18 protein-coding genes are annotated in these 20,005 nt (G+C 67.8%); 9 read left to right on the top strand and 9 right to left on the bottom strand.

Going from position 1 to position 20,005, the window contains the following annotated elements:
* Positions 1–122 precede the first annotated feature (122 nt).
* The 7 genes from RS901_RS23555 (at position 123) to RS901_RS23585 (ending at position 8,312) form a co-directional block, all read left to right on the top strand.
* Positions 123–1,211 (top strand): PAS domain-containing protein, encoded by a 1,089-nt coding sequence (locus tag RS901_RS23555; RefSeq protein ID WP_316156468.1) that lies wholly within the window; start codon positions 123–125, stop codon positions 1,209–1,211.
* Between the two features lie 183 nt (positions 1,212–1,394).
* Complete coding sequence (locus RS901_RS23560; RefSeq protein WP_316156470.1) at positions 1,395–2,720, top strand: MFS transporter; 1,326 nt, start codon at positions 1,395–1,397, stop codon at positions 2,718–2,720.
* A gap of 3 nt (positions 2,721–2,723) precedes the next feature.
* Positions 2,724–2,903, top strand: a complete 180-nt coding sequence (locus RS901_RS23565) for a hypothetical protein (RefSeq protein WP_316156472.1) — start codon at positions 2,724–2,726, stop codon at positions 2,901–2,903.
* Positions 2,893–4,248, top strand: a complete 1,356-nt coding sequence (locus tag RS901_RS23570) for an AtzE family amidohydrolase (protein WP_316156475.1) — start codon at positions 2,893–2,895, stop codon at positions 4,246–4,248. Before RS901_RS23565 ends, RS901_RS23570 begins: the two co-directional genes overlap by 11 nt.
* Positions 4,249–4,456: 208 nt before the next feature.
* Positions 4,457–5,410, top strand: a complete 954-nt coding sequence (locus tag RS901_RS23575) for a tripartite tricarboxylate transporter substrate binding protein (RefSeq protein WP_316156476.1) — start codon at positions 4,457–4,459, stop codon at positions 5,408–5,410.
* A 28-nt stretch (positions 5,411–5,438) separates the two neighbouring features.
* Positions 5,439–6,944, top strand: a complete 1,506-nt coding sequence (locus RS901_RS23580; RefSeq protein WP_316156477.1) for a D-aminoacylase — start codon at positions 5,439–5,441, stop codon at positions 6,942–6,944.
* A 30-nt stretch (positions 6,945–6,974) separates the two neighbouring features.
* Positions 6,975–8,312 (top strand): aspartate aminotransferase family protein, encoded by a 1,338-nt coding sequence (locus RS901_RS23585; RefSeq protein WP_316156479.1) that lies wholly within the window; start codon positions 6,975–6,977, stop codon positions 8,310–8,312.
* Between the two features lie 103 nt (positions 8,313–8,415).
* Here RS901_RS23585 and RS901_RS23590 read toward each other — a convergent pair whose 3' ends face one another.
* Together RS901_RS23590 and RS901_RS23595 are read right to left on the bottom strand one after the other, a co-directional pair.
* The gene (locus RS901_RS23590) at positions 8,416–9,573 is read right to left on the bottom strand and encodes a methyl-accepting chemotaxis protein (RefSeq protein WP_316156481.1); all 1,158 of its coding nucleotides are present in this window, start codon (positions 9,571–9,573) and stop codon (positions 8,416–8,418) included.
* A 135-nt stretch (positions 9,574–9,708) separates the two neighbouring features.
* Positions 9,709–10,803 carry an alkene reductase gene (locus RS901_RS23595; RefSeq protein WP_316156483.1) on the bottom strand — a complete coding sequence of 365 codons (1,095 nt, stop codon included), beginning with the start codon at positions 10,801–10,803 and terminating at the stop codon, positions 9,709–9,711.
* A gap of 132 nt (positions 10,804–10,935) precedes the next feature.
* Between RS901_RS23595 and RS901_RS23600 the strand changes: the two genes are divergently transcribed.
* Together RS901_RS23600 and RS901_RS23605 are read left to right on the top strand one after the other, a co-directional pair.
* Positions 10,936–11,850 carry a LysR family transcriptional regulator gene (locus tag RS901_RS23600; protein ID WP_316156486.1) on the top strand — a complete coding sequence of 305 codons (915 nt, stop codon included), beginning with the start codon at positions 10,936–10,938 and terminating at the stop codon, positions 11,848–11,850.
* A gap of 108 nt (positions 11,851–11,958) precedes the next feature.
* Entirely contained in the window at positions 11,959–12,417 is a 459-nt protein-coding gene (locus tag RS901_RS23605) for a MarR family winged helix-turn-helix transcriptional regulator (RefSeq protein WP_114133224.1), read from the top strand.
* A gap of 15 nt (positions 12,418–12,432) precedes the next feature.
* On the opposite strand, the gene RS901_RS23610 is transcribed toward RS901_RS23605, so the two are convergent.
* From RS901_RS23610 to RS901_RS23640, 7 genes are all read right to left on the bottom strand, one after another.
* On the bottom strand, positions 12,433–13,056 hold the full coding sequence (locus RS901_RS23610; RefSeq protein WP_316156489.1) for a flavin reductase family protein: 624 nt from the start codon (positions 13,054–13,056) through the stop codon (positions 12,433–12,435).
* A 53-nt stretch (positions 13,057–13,109) separates the two neighbouring features.
* Positions 13,110–13,880 (bottom strand): Asp/Glu racemase, encoded by a 771-nt coding sequence (locus RS901_RS23615; protein WP_316156491.1) that lies wholly within the window; start codon positions 13,878–13,880, stop codon positions 13,110–13,112.
* Positions 13,881–14,915, bottom strand: coding sequence for a carbon-nitrogen hydrolase family protein (locus RS901_RS23620; protein WP_316156493.1), 1,035 nt, complete (start codon positions 14,913–14,915; stop codon positions 13,881–13,883).
* Between the two features lie 52 nt (positions 14,916–14,967).
* On the bottom strand, positions 14,968–15,879 hold the full coding sequence (locus RS901_RS23625; RefSeq protein WP_316156495.1) for a fumarylacetoacetate hydrolase family protein: 912 nt from the start codon (positions 15,877–15,879) through the stop codon (positions 14,968–14,970).
* A gap of 71 nt (positions 15,880–15,950) precedes the next feature.
* A complete protein-coding gene (locus tag RS901_RS23630) occupies positions 15,951–17,075 on the bottom strand; it encodes a cupin domain-containing protein (protein ID WP_316156498.1) in 1,125 nt (374 codons plus the stop codon).
* A 60-nt stretch (positions 17,076–17,135) separates the two neighbouring features.
* Positions 17,136–19,457 carry a bifunctional salicylyl-CoA 5-hydroxylase/oxidoreductase gene (locus RS901_RS23635; protein WP_316156500.1) on the bottom strand — a complete coding sequence of 774 codons (2,322 nt, stop codon included), beginning with the start codon at positions 19,455–19,457 and terminating at the stop codon, positions 17,136–17,138.
* A gap of 61 nt (positions 19,458–19,518) precedes the next feature.
* Complete coding sequence (locus tag RS901_RS23640; RefSeq protein WP_316156502.1) at positions 19,519–19,974, bottom strand: thioesterase family protein; 456 nt, start codon at positions 19,972–19,974, stop codon at positions 19,519–19,521.
* Positions 19,975–20,005 lie beyond the last annotated feature (31 nt).

Raw genomic sequence — 20,005 nt, forward strand, 5'->3', positions numbered from 1 at the left:
AAAATCGATGAATATGATCTACTTGATGGTCCATGGCTATCAATTCGCGCGATTTGCGGTGATGGTGTAAGGTTCGAGTTACTCAATTCACCATCGGTTGAAAAAAAGCGGAGGGGATGCCCATGACGGAAGACACTTTTGCCACGCGCCTGAAGGGGGTGCTGGAGGGCAAAAGGATCATGCTCAAGCAGGTGGCAGAGGCGCTGTCGGTGTCGCCGTCGGCCGTGCACAAGTGGACCCGGGGCGGCGAGATCGAATACGAGCGGCTGCTCGCGCTGGCGCGCTTCCTGGGCGTCAACTGGCTGTGGCTGCGCTACGGCGAGCAGGCCATCGCCGACCTGGAGACCAGCATCGCCTCTGACCCGCACATCAAGGAACTGCGCCAGAAGCACCTGGCGGAGATCATGGAGAGCGAGGCGCGCATGAAGTTCGCGCAGGAGGTGTCGGGTATCGTCACCTGGGAATGGAACGTGCTGACCGATGGCCTGACCTACTCGTCCAACGATGTCACGCTGTTTGGCCGCCACATCCGCAACATGGACGATTTCTGGGCCTGCGTGCACCCGGCCGACGTTGCGCGCCTGCGCGAGGTGCTGGCGCGCACGCTGGGCGCGCAGGAGATGCACGAGTGGGAGTTCCGCGTCGTGCATGAGGACACCACGCGCTGGATCTCGTCGCGGGCCACGCTGGTGCGCGATTTCGACCAGCGCCCGGTCAAGATGATCGGCGTCAGCCTGGACATCACCGAGCGGCGCCGCGCCGAGGCCGCGCTGCGCCAGAACGAGGCGCTGCTGGCCAAGGCGCAGGAGATTGCCCACCTGGGCGGCTGGTACTGGAATATCCAGACCGACGACTGCGCTTGGACCGATGAGGCCTACCGCATCTTCGGCTGGGCGCCGCAGGCGTTCAAGGTGACCATGGAGCGCTACCTGGCGTCGATCGTCGAGGAAGACCGCGCCCGCGTGCAGGCCGCCATCCGCGCGGCCATCGTCGACAAGGCGCCGTACAGTGTCAACTACCGCATCCAGCTGCCCGACGGCAGCCATCGCGATATCCATGAGGAAGGCGAGGTCACGCTGGACGAGCACGGCAACGCCCTGACCATGGTCGGCGCCTCGCAGGATGTCACCGGGCCGGCAGCGCCGCCGGCAAGCGGCGGCGGCAAGACCCCGCGCAAGCGTGCGGCGGACAAGCCACGCGCAACAGCCTGACAGCGCCAACAGGGCGGCATGCATTGCCGCCCTTTTTCATTGGGGCGGGCCTTCTGCGTCACGTGACGGAATAAAACCGTTTGTTTCAGCGTAAACCTTAGTGGAACGTTTGTTTCATGTTCCGCTATGATGGCATCTCCATGGCGCCGGATCCCGCGCGCCTGTACAAGGAGGAGATCCATCATGTCCCTGGCCAAGCCAGCCATTCCCCAGTCCCCGGGCCAGGCCGCCGCGCTGCCGGACGCCGCCGACACGGCGTTCGCCAAGGTCACGCGCCGCATCGTGCCGTTTATCGTGCTGTGCTACTTCTTCAGCTACCTGGACCGGGTCAACGTGGGCTTCGCCAAGCTGCAGATGCAGCAGGCGCTGGGATTGAGCGACGTGGTCTATGGCCTGGGCGCGGGCATCTTCTTCTGGGGCTACATGCTGTGCCAGGTGCCCAGCAGCCTGCTGATCTACCGGCTCGGCATGCGCCGCAGCATGGCGGCCATCATGATCCTGTGGGGGCTGGTATCCGCCGCGACCATGTTCGTGACCACGCCGGTGGAGTTCTACGCCGCGCGCTTCCTGTTGGGCGTGACCGAGGCCGGCTTCTTCCCGGCGGCGGTGATGTACCTGAACAAGTGGTATCCCGCCGACCGGCAGTCGCGCATCATGTCGATCCTGTTCCTGGCGATGCCGCTGGGCATGGTGCTGGGCGGCCCGATCTCCGGCGCGCTGATGTCGGCAACGCATGCGCTGCACGGGCTGCAAGGCTGGCAGTGGATGTTCCTGATCGAAGCGCTGCCGGCCATCGTGCTGGGCCTGCTGCTGTTGCGCATGCTGCCCGAGTCACCGGAGGCCGCGCCGTGGCTCACGCCGGCCGAAGCGGGCGCCATCACCCGCACGCTGACCACCGAGAACGCGAAGAAGAGCACCCGCTTCATCGCCGCGCTCAAGTCGCCGGTGCTGTGGATGCTGATGGCGATCTGCCTGCTGTTCAATATCGGCAACTACGGCCTGGTGTTCTGGCTCCCCACCATCATCCAGTCGACCGGGATGTCGTCGCCGCTTGAGATCGCCATGCTGACGGCGATCCCGTATGCGGTCGCCTGCGTGGTGATGAACGTCAATGCCGCGCACGCCGAGCGCACCGGCGAGCGCCGCCTGCACTCCGCGCTGCCGCTGCTGGTGGCCGCCGTCGGCATGTGGGCCAGCACGCTGTTCCCGCACAACACGGTGATGGCGATGGTGTTCCTGACCATCGGCATCTCCGGCCTGATGGCCACGCTGTCGATGTTCTGGGGCCTGCCGGGCCGCGTGCTGGCCGGCACCGCCGCGGCTGGCGGCATTGCCATGATCAACAGCGCGGCCAGCCTGGCCGGCCTGATCGGCCCGGTGCTGATGGGCGGCATCAAGCAGAGCACCGGCAGCATCTCGCTGGGCGTGCTGGCGCTGGCCGGGCTGATGCTGGCCGCGGCCGTGCTGATCCTGGCGATTCCCCGCCAGCTGATGCAATCGCGGAGCTGAGGGATGGCGCAGGCAACTGACGACGATCCCGCCGGCCTGGTGGCGCAAGCCGCCGCGGGCCTGCAGGTGCCGGTAGCGCAGCAGGATTGCGAGCAGGCCGCCGCGCTGCTGGCCGGCATGGCGGCCATGGTGGCGGGCCTGCGCCAGGCGTTGGCGCAAGCGGAGGGGCAGCATGGCCGCTGACACGCTGACGGCCGCCGCCATGGCGGCGCAAGTGCGCAGCGGCGAGCGGCTTGCCCTCGATCTGGTGCAAGCCGCCCTGCAGCGCGCCGAAGCCGCCGCGTCGCTCAATGCCTGCTCGGCGCTGCTGGCGGACAGCGCGCTGGCGCAGGCCGCCGCGCTGGACCGGCTGCGCGCGCAGGGCCGGCCGCTGCCGCCGCTGGCGGGCGTGCCGTTCGTGGTGAAGAACCTGCTGGACGTGCGCGGCCACGCCACGCTGGCCGGCGCCGGGCCACGCGCGCAGGAGCCGCCGGCATTGCGCCACGCCGATACGGTCGAGGCGCTGGTCGCCGCGGGCGCGGTGCCCGTTGCGCTCGCGGCGATGGACGAATACGCGTGCGGCGCCACCGGCGAGAACGTGATCGGCGGCCCGGTGCGCAATCCGCTCGATCCGTCGCGCATCACCGGCGGCTCGTCGGCCGGCACCGCGGCGCTGGTGGCTGCCGGGGTGGTGCCGTTCGGGCTGGGCTCGGATACCAATGGGTCGATCCGAGCCCCGGCCGCGTTCTGCGGCATCTGGGGGTTGCGCCCGACCCTGGGGCGGTTGTCCCTGGCGGGATGCGTGCCGTATGCGCAGAGCCTGGATACGGTCGGCCCGATGGCCGGTACCGCCGGTGACCTCGCGCTGGCCTATGCGGCCATGCTCGGCGTGGACGCGCCTGCGGATCCGCAAGGCCGTGGTGTCGCGACGCTGCGCGTCGGCGTGCTCGGCCGCGGCTTCTCTGATTTCGGAGAGCCCGGCGTGCAGGCAGCGGTGCTGCGCGTGGCCTCGGCCTTTGGCGCGGTGCGCACCATTGACCTGCCCGACGCCGACACGGCGCGCGACGCGGCCTCGGTGATCTCCGCCTATGAAGTCGCTCGCAACCACCACGCCATGGGGTTCTCCGAGCGCCACGCCGGCTACAGCGCCTTCGTGCGCCAGCGCATCCTGGCCGGGCTCGCGATGCCGCGCGGCTGGTATGAGACCGCGCGCCAATACCAGTCGGCGTGGCGGCAGCGGCTGCTGGCGCTGTTCGATGACGTCGACCTGCTGCTGGCCCCGTCGACGCCCTATGCGGCCACGCCGATCGGCGCCGACACTGTCAACGGGGCCGGCCGCATCTACCGCCCGCGCGCCGATGCCGGTCACCTGACGCGCCCGTTGTCGCTGGCGGGCCTGCCAGTGGTGGCCGCGCCTTGCGCGGGCGACGGCCTGCCCGTGGGCATCCAGATCGTGGCGGCGCCCTGGCTGGAGAGCCAGGCGCTGGCGGCGGCGCGCTTCCTCGAGGCGCAGGGGCTGTGCCGCAGCGCGGCGCCCCGACGGCTGTAACGACTGTTTCATGGGGTTCGGGGCCGTTGCGACAAGGGCGTTGGTGCCGGCGCTACATCGCGCGTGTTTCATTGTGATGGATAAAGAAACAAATGTTGAATTGACTCGGGCCATGCCCCTATACTGCAAACGCGTAGCCGGGTCCAACCCAGGTATTGAACGGGATATCAAGATGCAAGAGCAAAGGCAGCAGCAAAAGCGACGGTTCATGGCCACCCTGTTGTGGCTGGGCGCCGCGGTCCTGGCTGGCCCGGCAGTGGCGGACAGCTATCCGTCGCGTCCGATCCGGCTGGTGGTGCCGTCCGCGGCCGGCGGTAGTCCCGACGTGCTGATGCGCGCACTGGGCGCCGAAGTCGGCAAGTCGCTGGGCCAGTCGTTCGTGATCGACAACAAGCCCGGCGCCTCGGGCGTGATCGGCATCTCAGAACTGGAACGCGCCGCGCCTGACGGCTACACGCTGGGCTATGCCAACAACGTGACGCTGTCGATCAACAAGAGCACCTTCCGCAAGCTGCCGTACCGGCCCGATGCCTTCGTGCCGGTGGTGCTGCTGTTCAAGGTACCGAACGTGATCGCGGTCAAGCCGGACATGCCGGTGAAGACCATTGCCGAGCTGGTGGCCTACGTCAAGGCCAATCCGGACAAGGTCACCTATGCCTCGCCGGGCCAGGGCACGTCCGGCCACCTGACCGGCCAGTTGCTGGCGGACAAGGCGGGGCTCGCCTGGACGCACGTCGGCTACAAGGGCAGCCCGCAGGCCGCCACCGATGTGATGGGCGGCCAGGTCAATGTGCTGATCGACAACATGCCGACCATCCTGCCGCTGATCAAGGCCGGCAAGCTCAAGCCGCTGGCGGTGACCAGCCTGGCGCGTTCGCCGCTGCTGCCGGCGCTGCCCACTATCGCGGAATCCGGCGTGCCGGGTTTCGAAGGGGTGGCCTGGGGCGGCCTGGTGGCGCCGCAAAGCACGCCCGCCGAGGTGGTGGGCAAGCTCAACGGCGCCTTCAACCGTGCGCTGGCGGATCCGGCCATCAAGGACAAGTTCGCGGCGCTGGGCGCCGAGACGGTCGGCGGCACGCCGCAGGCGCTGGCCGGCTATGCCGCGCGTGAAACCGACAAGTGGGCGGCCGTGGTCAGACAGGCCGGCATCACTCCGCAGTAACGCCCGCCGACGAGACAAGGATTTGACGATGGCATCGCAACCAGCCGCGCCCCGGCGCGCCGACCTGATCTTCCGCAACGCCACGGTGGTGGACGGCACGGGCGCAGCCCGCCGCGTGGCCGATGTTGCCGTCGCGGGCGACCGCATCGTCGCCGTGGGCGACTGCGGCGACATGGCCGCGGACCAGACCGTGGACGCAGCCGGCCGCGTGCTGGCACCGGGCTTTATCGATGCCCACACGCACGACGACGGCTACCTGCTGGTGCATCGGGACATGACGCCCAAGGTGTCGCAGGGCATCACCACCGTGGTGACCGGCAACTGCGGCATCAGCGTGGCGCCGCTGGTCAGCAGCGCGCCGCCGCAGCCGCTGGACCTGCTGGGGCCGCCCACGCTGTTCCGCTTCGATACCTTCGCGCAGTGGCTCGACGCACTGCGCGCGACGCCGGCCAATGTCAACGTGGTGCCGCTGCTCGGGCATTCGACGTTGCGCGTACGCGCGATGCCGCAACTGGACCGGCCCGCCAACGAGGCGGAAGTCGCCGCGATGCGCGACGAGGTCAGGCTGGCGATGGAGGCGGGCGCCTTCGGCGTGTCCACCGGCACGTTCTATCCGCCCGCGGCAGCCGCCACCGAAGCCGAGATCATCGCCGTGTGCGAGCCGGTCCGCACCCACGGCGGCGTCTATTCCACGCACCTGCGCGACGAGACCGACGACATCGTGCCGTCGATCGAAGAAGCGCTGCGCATCGGCCGCGCGCTCGACTGCCCGGTGGTGTTCTCCCACCACAAGGTGGCGGGCAAGCGCAATCACGGCCGCTCGGTCGAAACCCTCGGGCTGCTGGCCGACGCCGCGCGCCTGCAGCCGCTGTGCCTGGACTGCCATCCCTATCCCGCGACCTCGACCATGCTGCGGCTGGACCGCGTGCGCCAGTCCACGCGCACCATGATCACCTGGTCCACCGGCTATCCGGCCGCAGGCGGCCGCGACTTCCACGAACTGATGCAGGAGCTTGGCCTGGACGAGGACGCGCTGCTGGCAAAGCTGCGCCCCGCGGCGGCGATCTACTTCATCATGGATGAGCGCGACGTCGAGCGCATCACGCAGTTCCCGCTGACCATCTTTGGCTCCGACGGCCTGCCGTTCGACCCGCGCCCGCATCCGCGCCAGTGGGGCACCTTCCCGCGCATCCTGGCGCGCATGGTGCGCGAAGACCAGCTGATGACGCTGGAAACCGCGATCCACAAGATGTCCGGACTGGCCGCGCAGCAATACGGGCTGGCAGACCGCGGCCAGATCGCGCCGGGCGCGTTTGCCGACCTGGTGCTGTTCGATGCGGACCGCGTGCAGGACCGCGCCACCTTTGAAGACCCGCTGCAACTGAGCACCGGCATCCACGGCGTCTGGGTCAATGGCGCCCGGGTCTGGGAACAGTCCGCGCAGGCGGACAGCGAAGGCAGCGCACTGCCCGCCTTCTCCGGCCGCGTGCTGCAGCGCCGCCCCACCGAAAACACTTCCGCCGCGCGCCGCTGACGCGCGGCCAGGCACCACCACCACACCATCATGACCCACGTATTCCATCGCAATCCGCGCCAGAAGCTGCCCGTTGCCGTTGCCGGCCAGGGCATCGAACTGATCGACAGCGAAGGCCGGCGCTATCTGGACGCTTCCGGCGGTGCTGCCGTGTCGTGCCTGGGGCACGGCCATCCGCGCGTGATCGAGGCGATCAAGGCGCAGCTCGATACCATTGCCTACGCGCATACCTCGTTCTTCACCACCGAGGTGTCGGAGACCCTGGCTGACACGCTCGTGCAAGCGGCGCCGGGCGACCTGGATCATGTCTACTTCGTCTCGGGCGGCTCCGAGGCGGTGGAGTCGGCGCTGAAGCTGGCGCGCCAGTATTTCGTCGAAGTAGGGCAGCCCAGCCGCCGCCACTTCATCGCGCGCCGCCAGAGCTACCACGGCAACACTCTGGGCGCGCTGGCCATCGGCGGCAACGCCTGGCGGCGCGAGCCGTTCCTGCCGCTGCTGGTGCCGGCGCACCACGTGTCGCCGTGCTATGCCTACCGCGACCAGCAGGACGGCGAGACCGACGCGCAGTACGCACAGCGCCTGGCCGACGAGCTGGAAGCGAAAATCCTGGAACTTGGCCCCAATACCGTGGCCGCCTTCGTCGCCGAAACCGTGGTGGGCGCCACCGCCGGCGCCGTGCCGCCGGTGGGCGACTACCTGAAGCGCATCCGCGCAGTGTGCGACAAGTACGGCGTGCTGCTGATCCTGGATGAAGTGATGTCAGGCATGGGCCGCACCGGTTACCTGTTCGCGTGCGAAGAGGATGGCGTGGTGCCCGATATCGTCACCATTGCCAAGGGCCTGGGTGCCGGCTACCAGCCGATCGGCGCAATGCTGTCGACGCGCCGGATCTACGATGCCATCGTCGGCGGCAGCGGCTTCTTCCAGCATGGCCACACCTATATCGGCCATGCCACGGCCTGCGCCGCGGCGCTGGCGGTACAGCGCACCATCGCCGAAGACAATCTGCTGGCCAACGTGCTGGCCCGCGGCGAGCAACTGCGCGCACGGCTGCGCGAGGCGCTGGGCGATCATCCCCACCTGGGAGATATCCGTGGACGCGGCCTGTTCGTTGGCGTGGAATTCGTGGCCGACCGCGACAGCAAGGCCACGCTCGATCCGGCGCTGAAGACGCATGCGCGCCTGAAAGCCGCCGCCGTGCAGAATGGCCTGCTGGTCTATCCGATGGGGGGAACGGTCGACGGCGTGCATGGCGACCACGTGCTGTTTGCACCACCGTTTATTTGCACGCCGCAGGATATCGACAGGATTGTCGAGCGCTTTGCGGCGGCGGTGCAGGCGGTGCTGCCGGCTAGCGTGACGGCCTAAGTCGCTGAAGACGTCAGCTTGCCGCCGGTTTTCTCCCCTCTCCCGCTTGCGGGAGAGGGGGCACGCAATCGGTCAGCGGGCCATGGCGGCAGCGCTGCCCTCGTCAGGCGAACGCAGCAACCTGCCTGAATGCGCCGTGCCCCGGCGCCACCGCTGACGCCGGTTCCGCATCCAGCTTGAACTCGCCCACCACGCGCTGCAGCTCAGTGGCCTGGCCCGCCAGTTCGTGCGAGGCGCTGGCCGCCTGCTCCACCAGCGCCGCATTCTGCTGCGTCACGGTATCCATCTGCGCCACCGCCTCGTTGACCTGCGCGATGCCGGCGCTTTGCTGTTCAGACGCCGCCGTAATCTCGCCCAGCAGCCCGGTCACGCTGGCCACTGCCTGAACGATCTCCTGCATGGTCTCCCCGGCCTGGCCCACCAGCGCCGAGCCGCTGTCCACCTGCTGCACCGAATCGTCGATCAGCTGCTTGATCTCCCGCGCCGCCGACGCACTGCGCTGCGCCAGCGTGCGCACCTCGCCCGCCACCACGGCAAAGCCGCGGCCCTGCTCGCCCGCGCGCGCCGCTTCCACCGCGGCGTTCAGCGCCAGGATATTGGTCTGGAAGGCAATGCCTTCGATCACTTCGATGATGTCCGTGACCTTGCGCGAACTGGCGCTGATCGCCGACATGGTCTGCACCACATTGCCCACCACCTCGCCACCGCGCGCGGCGATGCCCGATGCGGTTGCCGCCAGCCCGTTGGCGGCGCGGGCGCGTTCGGTGTTCTGCTGCACCATCGAGGTCAGCTCGCCCATGCTCGACGCCGTCTCTTCCAGCGCCGCCGCCTGCTCTTCGGTGCGCTGCGACAGGTCGGTATTGCCCGCGGCAATCTGGTGCGATGCCGTGGTGATCGAATCCGTGGAAGCGCGGATGCGTGTCACCAGGTCGGTCAGCATGTCTTCCATCTCGCCCAGGCCCCCCAGCAGCCGGCCAAACTCGCCGCCGCGCTCGGTGTCGAACTCCTGGCTGAGGTCGCCCGCCGCCACGGTCTCGGCAATGTAGACGGCTTCGGACAACGGCGCCTCGATGCTGCGCGCCAGCGCCCAGACCGCGCCCACCGCCAGGCATAGCCCACCCACGCCCAACGCGATCAGCAGTTGCCGCGCATCGGCCGCATCCTGCATCCGCGGCAAGGCCACCGCAATCCCGATCGCCATCAGCGACCACATGGCGCCAAACGCCGCGCCCAGGCGTATGCGAATCCCCAGGTTCTGCATGTCTCTCTCCCGTTTCCACCCCAGAAGTGCAGGCGCCGGCATGCCGGCTGCCTGTCTTGCCAATGTCTTGGCTGGCCAACTCTTGCTTAACGGCCGGGACGGCGCGGTCTTTAGCAGTTTCCTGGGCAAGCCGGCCTATGCCGCCGCCGCGTAGTCCGTATACCCCCGCGCATCTCCGCCGAACAAACGCTGGCTGTCAAAACCAGCCAGCGGCAGGCCGGCTGCAAAGCGTGCCGGCAGGTCCGGGTTGGCGACAAAGGGGCGCCCGAACGCGACCAGGTCGGCCAGCCCCTGGTCCAGGATGCGTTTGGCGCGGGCCTGATCGTACTTGCCGGCCACGATCACGCGTCCCTTGTAGGCGGCGCGCAGCGCGTGGCGGAAGTCTGCGGGGATGTGCGGCGCGTCGTCCCAGTCCGCTTCCGCCAGATGGATATAGGCCACGCCGGCCGCGTCGAGCCGCTGCGCCAGCTGCAGGATGGTCGGAATGATCTCCGGGCAGTTCATGTTGCGCTGGGTGATGAAGGGCGCGAGGCGGATGCCGGTGCGGTCGGCGCCGGCTTCGCCGGCCACGGCGGCGACCACTTCCTCGGCGAAGCGGATGCGATTGGCGATGGCGCCGCCGTAGGCGTCACTGCGGCGGTTGGAGGTGGTGCGCAGGAACTGGTCGACCAGGTAGCCGTTGGCACCGTGGATTTCCACGCCGTCAAAGCCGGCGCGCATGGCGTTGGCGGCGCCGCGGCGGAAGTCTTCGATCACGGCGCGGATATCGGCCCCGGTCATGGCGCGCGGCACCGGGCAGTCGACCATGCGGCCGACGCCGTCTTCACCGACGACCCAGACCTGCGCATCGGGCGACAGCGGCGACGGCGCCACCGGCAGTCCGTCGGCATGGAAGCTGGCATGCGACATCCGGCCCACATGCCAAAGCTGCAGCACGATGCGTCCGCCGGCACGGTGCACCGCATCGGTGACGCCGCGCCAGCCCTGCACCTGCGCTTCGCCATGGATGCCGGGCGTAAAGCTGTAGCCCTGGCCCTGGGGCGAGACCTGGGTGGCCTCGGTGACGATCAGGCCGGCGCTGGCGCGCTGGGCGTAGTAGGAGGCCATCAGCGCATTGGGCACGTTGCCGGGCTGGCTGGTGCGGGCGCGGGTCATCGGTGCCATCACCATGCGGTTGGGCAGCGAGAGCGGGCCGAGGGGCAGGGGGCTGAACAGCTGCGGGGGGGGCATGGTTGGGTTCCTCGTGGGTGCAGTGTGTCGATGCGCCATCGTCCCACCGGCCCTTCCTTTGAAAAACCCCGCATCATTTGCTGCGGCTATCAATTAAAATTTGAAGATCACAGCCAGCTCCTGGAACGACCGATGAAGGCCCTGCAAGACCTGGATATCTTCGTGCGCACCGCCGACAGCGGCAGCCTGTCGGCCGCCGCGCGGGCGCTGGACCTGACCCCGGCCGCCGCCAGCGCCGCGCTCAAGCGGCTGGAAGCGGAGCTGGGCGTCCAGCTGTTCGTGCGCTCCACCCGTACCATGCGCCTGACGCAGGCCGGTGAACTGCTGCTGGCACAAGGCCGGCCGGCGCTGGACGCGTTGCAGCAGGTCGGCCAGCAACTGGCCACCGGCGTGCAGGCATTCAGCGGGGCGCTGAAGCTGTCGGCAACCTCGGATTTCGGCCGCAACCTGCTGCTGCCGTGGCTCGATGCCTTCCAGGTCCGGCACCCACAGGTGGAGATCCGTCTGCACCTGACTGACCGCATCGCCAATATCTACAGCGATCCGGTGGACGCTGCGTTCCGCTATGGCGAGCCGCCGGACTCCAACCTGGTGGCCCTGCCGGTGGCGCCCGACAACCGCCGCGTGCTGTGCGCGTCGCCGCAATACCTGGCGCAGCACGGCACCCCCGACACGCCGCAGGCGCTGTCGGAGCACAACTGCCTGTGCTACATGCTCGGTGACGAGGTGCATGACCGCTGGCGCTTCTGGCGCCATGGCACCGATGCCGTCACGGTGCGCGTGCGGGCCTTCAATGTGTCCAATGACGGCGACGCGGTGCACCGCTGGGCGCTGCTCGGCAAGGGCATCGCGTACAAGGCCTATTTCGATATGGCCGAGGACCTGGCCGCAGGGCGCTTGCAGGCGCTGTGCACGGACTGGGGCACCGAGGCGTCGCCGCTGTACATGGTGGTGCCTGGGCGGCGGCAGGTGACGCCGCTGCTGCGGGCGCTGCGGGATTTCGTGGCGGAGCGGACGGCGGAGCTGGCGGCGCTCGTTGCCCGATAGGTTGGGGGGCGGGAGTGGCAGCCTGCCTTGCCCTGGACGAACGCTCCCGCCGTGGTATGTTCTGCCCGTCGCGCGGCCGTCGAGGCCGCAACCCGCCCACCGGACCCCATGAACCAACCCATCGACACCGCCGACGACGATTTCGTCGACAACTACACCCCGGCCCTGCTGGCCCAGGCCAGCCAGCTGATTTCGGGCGAATTCCACGTGATCGTGCAGGCCAATGGTTTCACCGTCGCAGACTGGCGCGTCCTGTCCACGCTGTCCGGCGGCAAGCCAATCAGCATCGGGGAACTTGCGCAGGTCTCGGTGACCAAGCAGCCCACCGTGACGCGCCTGCTCGATCGCATGGAGGCGCAGGGCTACGTCAAGCGCATCCCGCACGAGACCGACCGGCGCATCACGCTGGTGCGCATCACGCCGCGCGGGCAGAAGCTGACTTCCACCCTGATCGCACAGGCCCGGGCCCACGAGGACCATGTGCTGGCGCCACTCGGCAAGAAGAAGGCCGACGAGCTGCGCGCCACGCTGAAGCTGCTGATCCACCTGCACCGCCCTGCCAACTGAGGGCAGGGCCGCGCCTCAGGCCGGCCGGCGCATCTGGAACAGCGTCGACCTGCTGACCTCGTAGTAGTCGGCCGGGCCGCCGCCGCGAAGGATGGGGCGTGCGGCGGCGGTGTCATAGACCCCGTCCGGCAGGAAGGCCCGGTCGATATGCACGCCGACTACCTCGCCCAGCACCATCCAGGTATCGAGCATGGCGCCGTCGGCCTGGTTCAGCTGCATGACCTTGGTCGCGCGGCACTCGAACGATACCGGGCTCTCCTGCACGCGAGGCGCCGACACCAGGCGCGACGGCACCGGCGTCAGGCCCGCCAGGCCGAATTCGTCGACCTCGGGCGCGACGCCGGCGCTGGTCATGTTCATGCGCTCGGCCAGCGGGCGCGTCACCAGGTTCCAGACAAAGTCGCCGGTGTCCTCGACGTTGCGCACGGTGTCCTTGTAGCCGACGCTGGAGAAGGCCACCACGGGCGGTGTGTAGTTGAAGACGTTGAAGAATGCGTAGGGCGCCAGGTTGGCGCGCCCGGCCTTGTCCACCGTCGAAATCCAGCCGATCGGGCGTGGGCCGACAATGGCGGCCAGCGGATCGTGCCGCAGCCCGTGACCGCGCGTGGGCTCGTAGAAGTGAATGTCGTCCATGTGCATGTGCGAAGCGTCGTCCCCGCGGTAGCAGGGACGACGAAAGCGTGGGATGGCGCTCAGTACTTGCCGCTCAGCAGCTCGCCGCAGCCGGCGACCTCGGCGCGCAGGTTCAGCTTGCGCAGCATCTGCCAGGTGGTGGCCACTGCTGCCGACACCGTCGGGATGCCCGACTCGTCCTGCACCTTCTGGATCGACGGCAGCGACTGCATCTGCACGCAGGCCGACAGCACGATGGCGTCGACGCCGGTGGTGTCGATGCGCTTGTAGATCTCGAGCAAGTTGGCCGGATCCTGCGCGGCGACCTGCAGGTTGTCGGGGATCTCCAGCGCGGTGTAGTCCTTGACCTCGATGCCTTCGCTCTCGATGTAGTCGACCACCATCTTCGTCAGCGGCTTCATGTACGGGCACACCACCGAGACACGCTTCGCGCCCATGGCGTGCAGGCCGTCCACCAGCGCGCCGGCGCTGGTCACCACCGGCGCGGGGTTGCCGTTGTCGACGGTGCGCTGCGTCAGGCGCGCCTCGGAGACGCGGTGATAGCCCTTGCCCATGCTCATGATGGCTACCAGGCAGGCATAGCCCAGCACGTCGACGCGCGCGTCGGAGAGTTCGATGGCGCAGCGGTCGCTGTCGCGGTCCATGGCTTCCAGCTCTTCCTTCACCACCTTCTTCATGCGCATGCGGCTGGAGTGGAAGGTGAAGCGCTCGGCGAAGTCCTTCTCGCGCTCGCGCAACATGGCGGGGATTTCCGTCTCCATGGTGGTGTTGGAGGACGGCACGATCTGCCCGATGCGCAGCGGCATCCGGGGTGTCTGCAGGAAAGACATTTACTTGCTCTCGGAAAGGTCGAATGCGTTGAGTTCCGCTTCCTCGGCGTCGAGGTCGAAGGCCTGGCTGGCGCCGTCCAGGAACTGGGCGGGCTGCAGCGGCCGGCGGTCGACGCGCAGGTCGAAGATGTCGAAGCGGTTGTAGTGCCCGGTGATGTCGTGCATTTGGCGCGGCTGGATGCAGCGCGACAGGTCGATGTCGGCGTAGACGATGCCTTCCGCGTCGATCAGCGGCTCGCCGATGACGCGGCCATCCGGGCCGAGGAAGCCGGAGAAGGCGCTGTTGCGGCGCGACAGCAGTTCGCGTGCCTTCGGGTTCAGCGGGCTCATGGCCTCGATGATTTCCTCCGATACGGTCGAGCACGACACCGCGGTGAACACCTTGCCCTCGAAGCAGTGGGCGGCGGCGCGCACCTTGATGGCCTCGGCCATGTCGTAGTCGGCCGGCGCCACCGGCAGCGCAATGTAGCTGGCCACGTGCATCAGCTCGCCCTGCGACAGCAGCGAGAAGCGCGCCAGCGTGTTGGTGTTCTCGCCGCAGGCCAGCGAGCCGAGCGGGCCGACGCTGGTCTGGTGCACGCGCAGCGCCGAGGCGTCGCCATTGGCCCAGGTCAGCTTCTCGGCCCAGGTCGGCACCAGCTTGCGGTGGCGGCCCAGGATGCGACCTTCGTCGCTGATGGTCAGCAGCGTATTGAACAGGGTGCCGACGCCAGTGCGGCTGCGTTCGTTCACGCCAACGATCACGTTGATATGGTTGGCCTGCGCCGCCTGCGCGATCTTGCGGATCTCCGGGCCGGGGATCTCGATGGAAGCCTTGACCAGCTTCTCGAACCAGGGGCTGGCGTCGACAGGGTTGGTCAGCCAGCTCCAGTAGGGGTAGCCGGCCACGAACACTTCCGGAAAGGCGACCAGCTTCGCGCCGTTGTCGGCGGCTTCCCTGATCAGCCGGCAGACCTTGTCGACCGTGGCATCGGCATCGAGGAAGACGGGGGCGGCCTGTACGGCCGCGGCCTTGAACTTGGGCAGGTTGAGCATATGTGTGCCTCGCTTGCAGCGGTCATCCCCGCTTGTGCGGGGATGACGGGGTTTAGACAGCCACCACCGGGTGGCGCAGTTCGCCGATGCCTTCCACCGTGGCTACCACGGTGTCGCCGGGCCACAGCCACTCCTGCGGGGTGCGGCCCGCGCCCACGCCGTCCGGCGTGCCGGTGGCGATGATGTCGCCCGGCTCCAGCGCCATGCCCTTGCTGATGTCCGCGATCAGCGCCGGCACCTTGAACAGCATGTGGCGGGTGTTGGAGCTCTGCTTGGTCACGCCGTTGACGGTCAGCGACAGGTCCAGCGTGTGCGGGTCGGGGATTTCGTCGGCGGTGACGATGACCGGGCCGAACGGGGCATAGGTGTCCTGGCCCTTGGAGTAGATCCACTGGCCGGCGCGGCGGCAGTCGCGCGCCGAGATGTCGATCATCACGCTGTAGCCGAACACGTAGTTGAGCGCGTCGGCTTCCTTCACGCCCTTGCCGCGCGTGCCGATGATGACGGCCAGCTCGACTTCCCAGTCCATCTGCTGCGTAATTTCCTTGTTGTGCTCGATGGCATCGCCCGGGCCGATCACGGTGGTGGGCGGCTTGGAGAAAATCACCGGCTCCTTCGGCAGCTCCTTCGAGGTGTCCAGGCTGCGGCTGGATTCAGCGACGTGCTCGACGTAGTTCAGGCCGATGCCCCAGATGTTCTTGCGCGGACGCGGGATCGGCGCCAGCAGCTTGACGTTGGAAGCCGGCACGGCCACGCCGAACGGCAGCTTGCCGCGATATTCGTTCAGCAGCGCGCTGGTCGAGCGGACTGCCTCGGGGCCCAGGTCGATGAACTCGAGCATGGTGGAGGGAATGCTCACGCCGACGGCGGCGCCGAAGCGGGCGAGGTCAACGACATTGCCGTCGACGATGGCGCCCAGGCGGGCGGCGGCAGCGACTTCTGCGCGATAGGTTACGAGACGCATGGTTTGATAACTCCGGAAAAAGGCCGCAATCGGTGCGGCTGCACAATTTGGAAAACAGGAACTGCTGAGGTTCAAAGGACCACCTGATGCCCGCCGTTCTCTGCCAGGGATTGCTCGCGGTACAGGCCCAGCGAATGCATCACCGGCAGGTCGTTGAAGCAGAACAGCACGGCGTCATCGCTGGCCGACGCATTCGCGTGCTCATGGAAGGCCCACGACGGCACGCAGAAGATGTCGCGCTCGGTCCAGTCGAAGCGCTGGCCGTTGATGACCGAGTAGCCACTGCCCTTGGCTACCTGGTAGATAAAGCTGCCGGTGTGGCGGTGGGCCTGGGTGGCTTCGCCAGGACGCAGCAACTGCATGCTGGCGCCGATGGTCGGCATCACCGGGCCGCCGGTGACCGGATTGACGTAGTGCATCAGCACGCCGTCGAACGGGCTGCCGTCGGTGACCTTGCTGTGGCGCACCAGCGCTTCGTAGGTCGGAGCCCATTCGTACTTGTAGAGCGGCGAATACGGCTTGGTCCAGTTGCCTTCGTGCGGGCGCAGGCCCTTGCCGCCCCAGATCGCCGGGATGTCGTCGACCGGGTGAGTCACAGCTTGCCGCAGGTCCGGGTGCACGGCGTAGAAACCGGCCTCCATGGCGTTGACCAGCGGAATGTCCAGGCCGTCCTGCCAGATGCAGGTGGTGCCTTCGGCCGCCACGCCATGCTCATGCCAGGTGCCGTTGGGCGTGAGCACGAAGTCGTTGGCGTTCAGCGTCATCTTGTGGCCGTCGACGATGGTGTAGGCGCCGCTGCCTTCCATGATGAAGCGCAGCGCCGACGACGAGTGCGCGTGTGCCGAGGCGGCCTCGCCGGGATGCATCACCTGCAGGCCCGAATAGAGCCAGCCCACCGCTGCCGAAACGTCCTGGCGGCCCGGGTTGTTCAGGTAGATCACGCGGCGGCCGGCCTTCTCCGGCGTTACCAGGTCGACCGAGCGCAGCACGTGATCACGCAGGTCGCGGTAGCGCCACAGCACCGGCACCGATTCTGACTTCGGCTGCCACGGCTCGATCTTGTTGGCCACGGTCCAGAGCGCGCCGGTCTTGAGCGCATCGAGCTCCTTGTAGTAGGCGACCAGCTCGGGCGTGTCTTCCACGTCGGCGCGGCCGGCTACGTTCTCGCGGTAGGTGTCATAGGAGGTATTCGACATCGTCTTCCTCTTTGGTCTGGTTTCTCCCTCTCCCGTGGACGAGAGAGGGGCGAGCCATCGTCAGGCCGCCGCGCGCTTGATGCTGCGCTCCAGCTGATCCTTGGCGAACAGGTACTGCTTGGGCCATTCCACGCGGCGGTAGCCCAGTTGCGCGCTCTCGCGCAGCAGCCAGGCCGGATCGGCCAGGTACGGGCGCGACAGCGCGCACAGGTCGGCGCGGCCCGAGGCGATGATCCCGTTGACGTGGTCCGCTTCGGTGATCGCGCCCACGGCGATGGTCGGCACGCCTGCCTCGTTGCGCACGCGGTCGGCGAACGGGGTCTGGAACATGCGTCCGTACACCGGCTTCTGGTCGGGGCTGACTTCCCCCGAAGAGCAGTCGATCATGTCGGCGCCGGCTTCCTTGAACAGGCGCGCCATTGCCACCGCGTCGTCGGCGCTGTTGCCGCCCTCGACCCAGTCAGTGGCAGAAATACGCACTGACACCGGCTTGTCCTGCGGCCATGCCGCGCGCACCGCGCGCAGCACTTCCAGCGGGAAGGCCATGCGGTTTTCCAGCGAGCCGCCGTATTCGTCGCTGCGCTGGTTGGTCACAGGCGAGAGGAAGTTCGACAGCAGGTAACCGTGGCCGGCCTGCAGCTCCAGCCAGTCAAAGCCGGCGGCGGCGGCACGCCGGGTGGCGGCGACGAAGTCATCGCGCACCCGGTCCATGTCTGCGCGGGTCATGGCGCGCGGCGTCTGCGAAACGCCCGGCAGGTACGGCAGTGCGGAGGCCGAGATCAGCGGCCAGTTGCCCTCGGCCAGCGGGTGGTCCATCTGCTCCCAGCCCAGCTGGGTCGAGCCGCGGCGGCCGGCGTGGCCGATCTGCACGCCGATGCGCGCGCTGGTGTGCTCATGCACGAAGCCGACGATGCCGGCGAATGCCGCCGCCTGCTGGTCATTCCACAGGCCCGGGCAACCCTCAGTGATGCGGCCGTCCGGCGACACCGCCGTCATTTCCACCATCACCAGGCCGGCACCGCCCAGTGCGCGGCTGCCCAGGTGCACCATGTGGAAATTGCCCGGCACGCCCATCTGGCACGAGTACATGGCGGTGGGCGACACCACCACGCGGTTTTTCAGTTCCACGCCGCGCACGGTGTACGGCGTCAGCATCGGCGGCACGGCGGCGGCATCCGTGCCGGCGCGTCCGGCCAGCCATGACTCGTAGCCTTCCAGCCAGGCCTTGTCGCGCACGCGCAGGTTCTCGTGCGAAATGCGCTGCGAGCGGGTCAGCAGCGAGTAGGCGAACTGCTCGGGCTCCAGGTCTTCATAGCGCCTGACGTTCTCGAACCATTCGGTCGAGTTGCGCGCGGCGTTCTGGATCTTGAGCACTTCCACCGAGCGCACGGCTTCGTAGTGCTTCAGTGCATCTTCCAGCGGGCCGTCGGTGTTGCGGAGGGTGCGCGCCAGCTCGATGGCATCTTCCAGCGCCAGCTTGGTGCCGGAGCCGATCGAGAAATGCGCGGTGTGGGCGGCGTCGCCCATCAACACTACGGGCACCTTCTTCTCCAGGCCGCTGTCGTCGGCCAGCTTGTTCCAGTGCACCCACTTCTCGCAGATCACGCGCGGGAACTGGATCCAGATCGCCGACCCGCGCAGGTGGCCGGCGTTGCTGATCAGCGGGTTGCCGTCCAGGTACGGGGCGAACAGCTTTTCGCAGTAGGCGATGCCCTCGTCCTGGCTCATCTGGTCGATACCGGCGGCCTTCCAGGTTTCTTCCGGGGTCTCGACGATGAAGGTCGAGGTGCCGTCCTCGAAGCGATAGGCGTGTGCCTGGAACCAGCCATGCTCGGTCGGCACGAAGATGAAGTTGAAGGCGTCGAACACCTTCTTCGTGCCCAGCCAGACAAAGCGGCAGTTGCGCGTGTCGATGTCGGGGCGGAAGGTGTCGGCATAGTGCTTGCGAACCACGCTGTTGAGGCCGTCGGAAGCCAGCACCAGGTCGGCGTTGTACTTGCGCGCGATGGCCTGGTCGTCCTCGACGTAGTTCTCGAACACCAGTTCCACACCGACTTCTTCGCAGCGCGCCTGCAGTATGTTCAGCAGCTTCTTGCGGCCGATGCCGATAAAGCCGTGGCCGCCGCTGCGCACCGCGCGGCCCTTGAAGTGGACTTCGACATCGTCCCAGCGGTTGAACGCATCGCCGATGGTCTCGGCCGAGACCGGGTCGGCCTCGCGCAGGTTGTCCATGGTGGCGTCGGAGAACACCACGCCCCAGCCGAAGGTGTCATAGGGACGGTTGCGCTCCACCACCACGACTTTATTGGCGGGATCCTGCAGTTTCATCAACAGGCCGAAATACAAGCCGGCGGGGCCACCGCCGATACATACAATGTTCATGGCTGTTCCAATTTGGTTACTACCGGAGCCTGCGGCACCCCCGCAGCGGGTACGTCGGCATTCAGGCGGTGGTTTCGGGAATAGGCCGGCCTGCGGGCGCAGGACCGTGTTCGATGGCGGCCCGCAGGTCATCGGGCACCGGAATCGCCAGGTGCGTGTCCAGCGAGGTCATCACGATGGTCTGCGTGGCCGCCATGCGCAGTTCGCCATCTTCGCCAGTGCAGCGCCAGGCCAGCGTGATCGACTTGCCCCCAAGGCGCACCACGACCAGCTCCAGCCAGACCTGGTCGCCAAAGCGGCTGATCGCCTTGAAATCCACCTCCAGGTGCACGGTCGGCATGCCCAGCCGGCGCGCGCCGATCACGCCGTGGTAGCCGTCCGGCAACAGGGTGTCGACCCAGCGTTCGATGAGGTCGTTGAACAGCACGAAGTACTGCGGGTAGAAGACGATGCCGGCCGGGTCGCATTCCGAGAAATGGATCTTGTGCTGGCGCCGGAAGGTGTGCGTAGTGCTCATGGTCTGCGGTTCCTGCTATGGGGTTGGCACG

It is taken from the genome of Cupriavidus sp. BIC8F (assembly GCF_032465815.1).
Classification (GTDB): Bacteria; Pseudomonadota; Gammaproteobacteria; order Burkholderiales; family Burkholderiaceae; genus Cupriavidus; species Cupriavidus necator.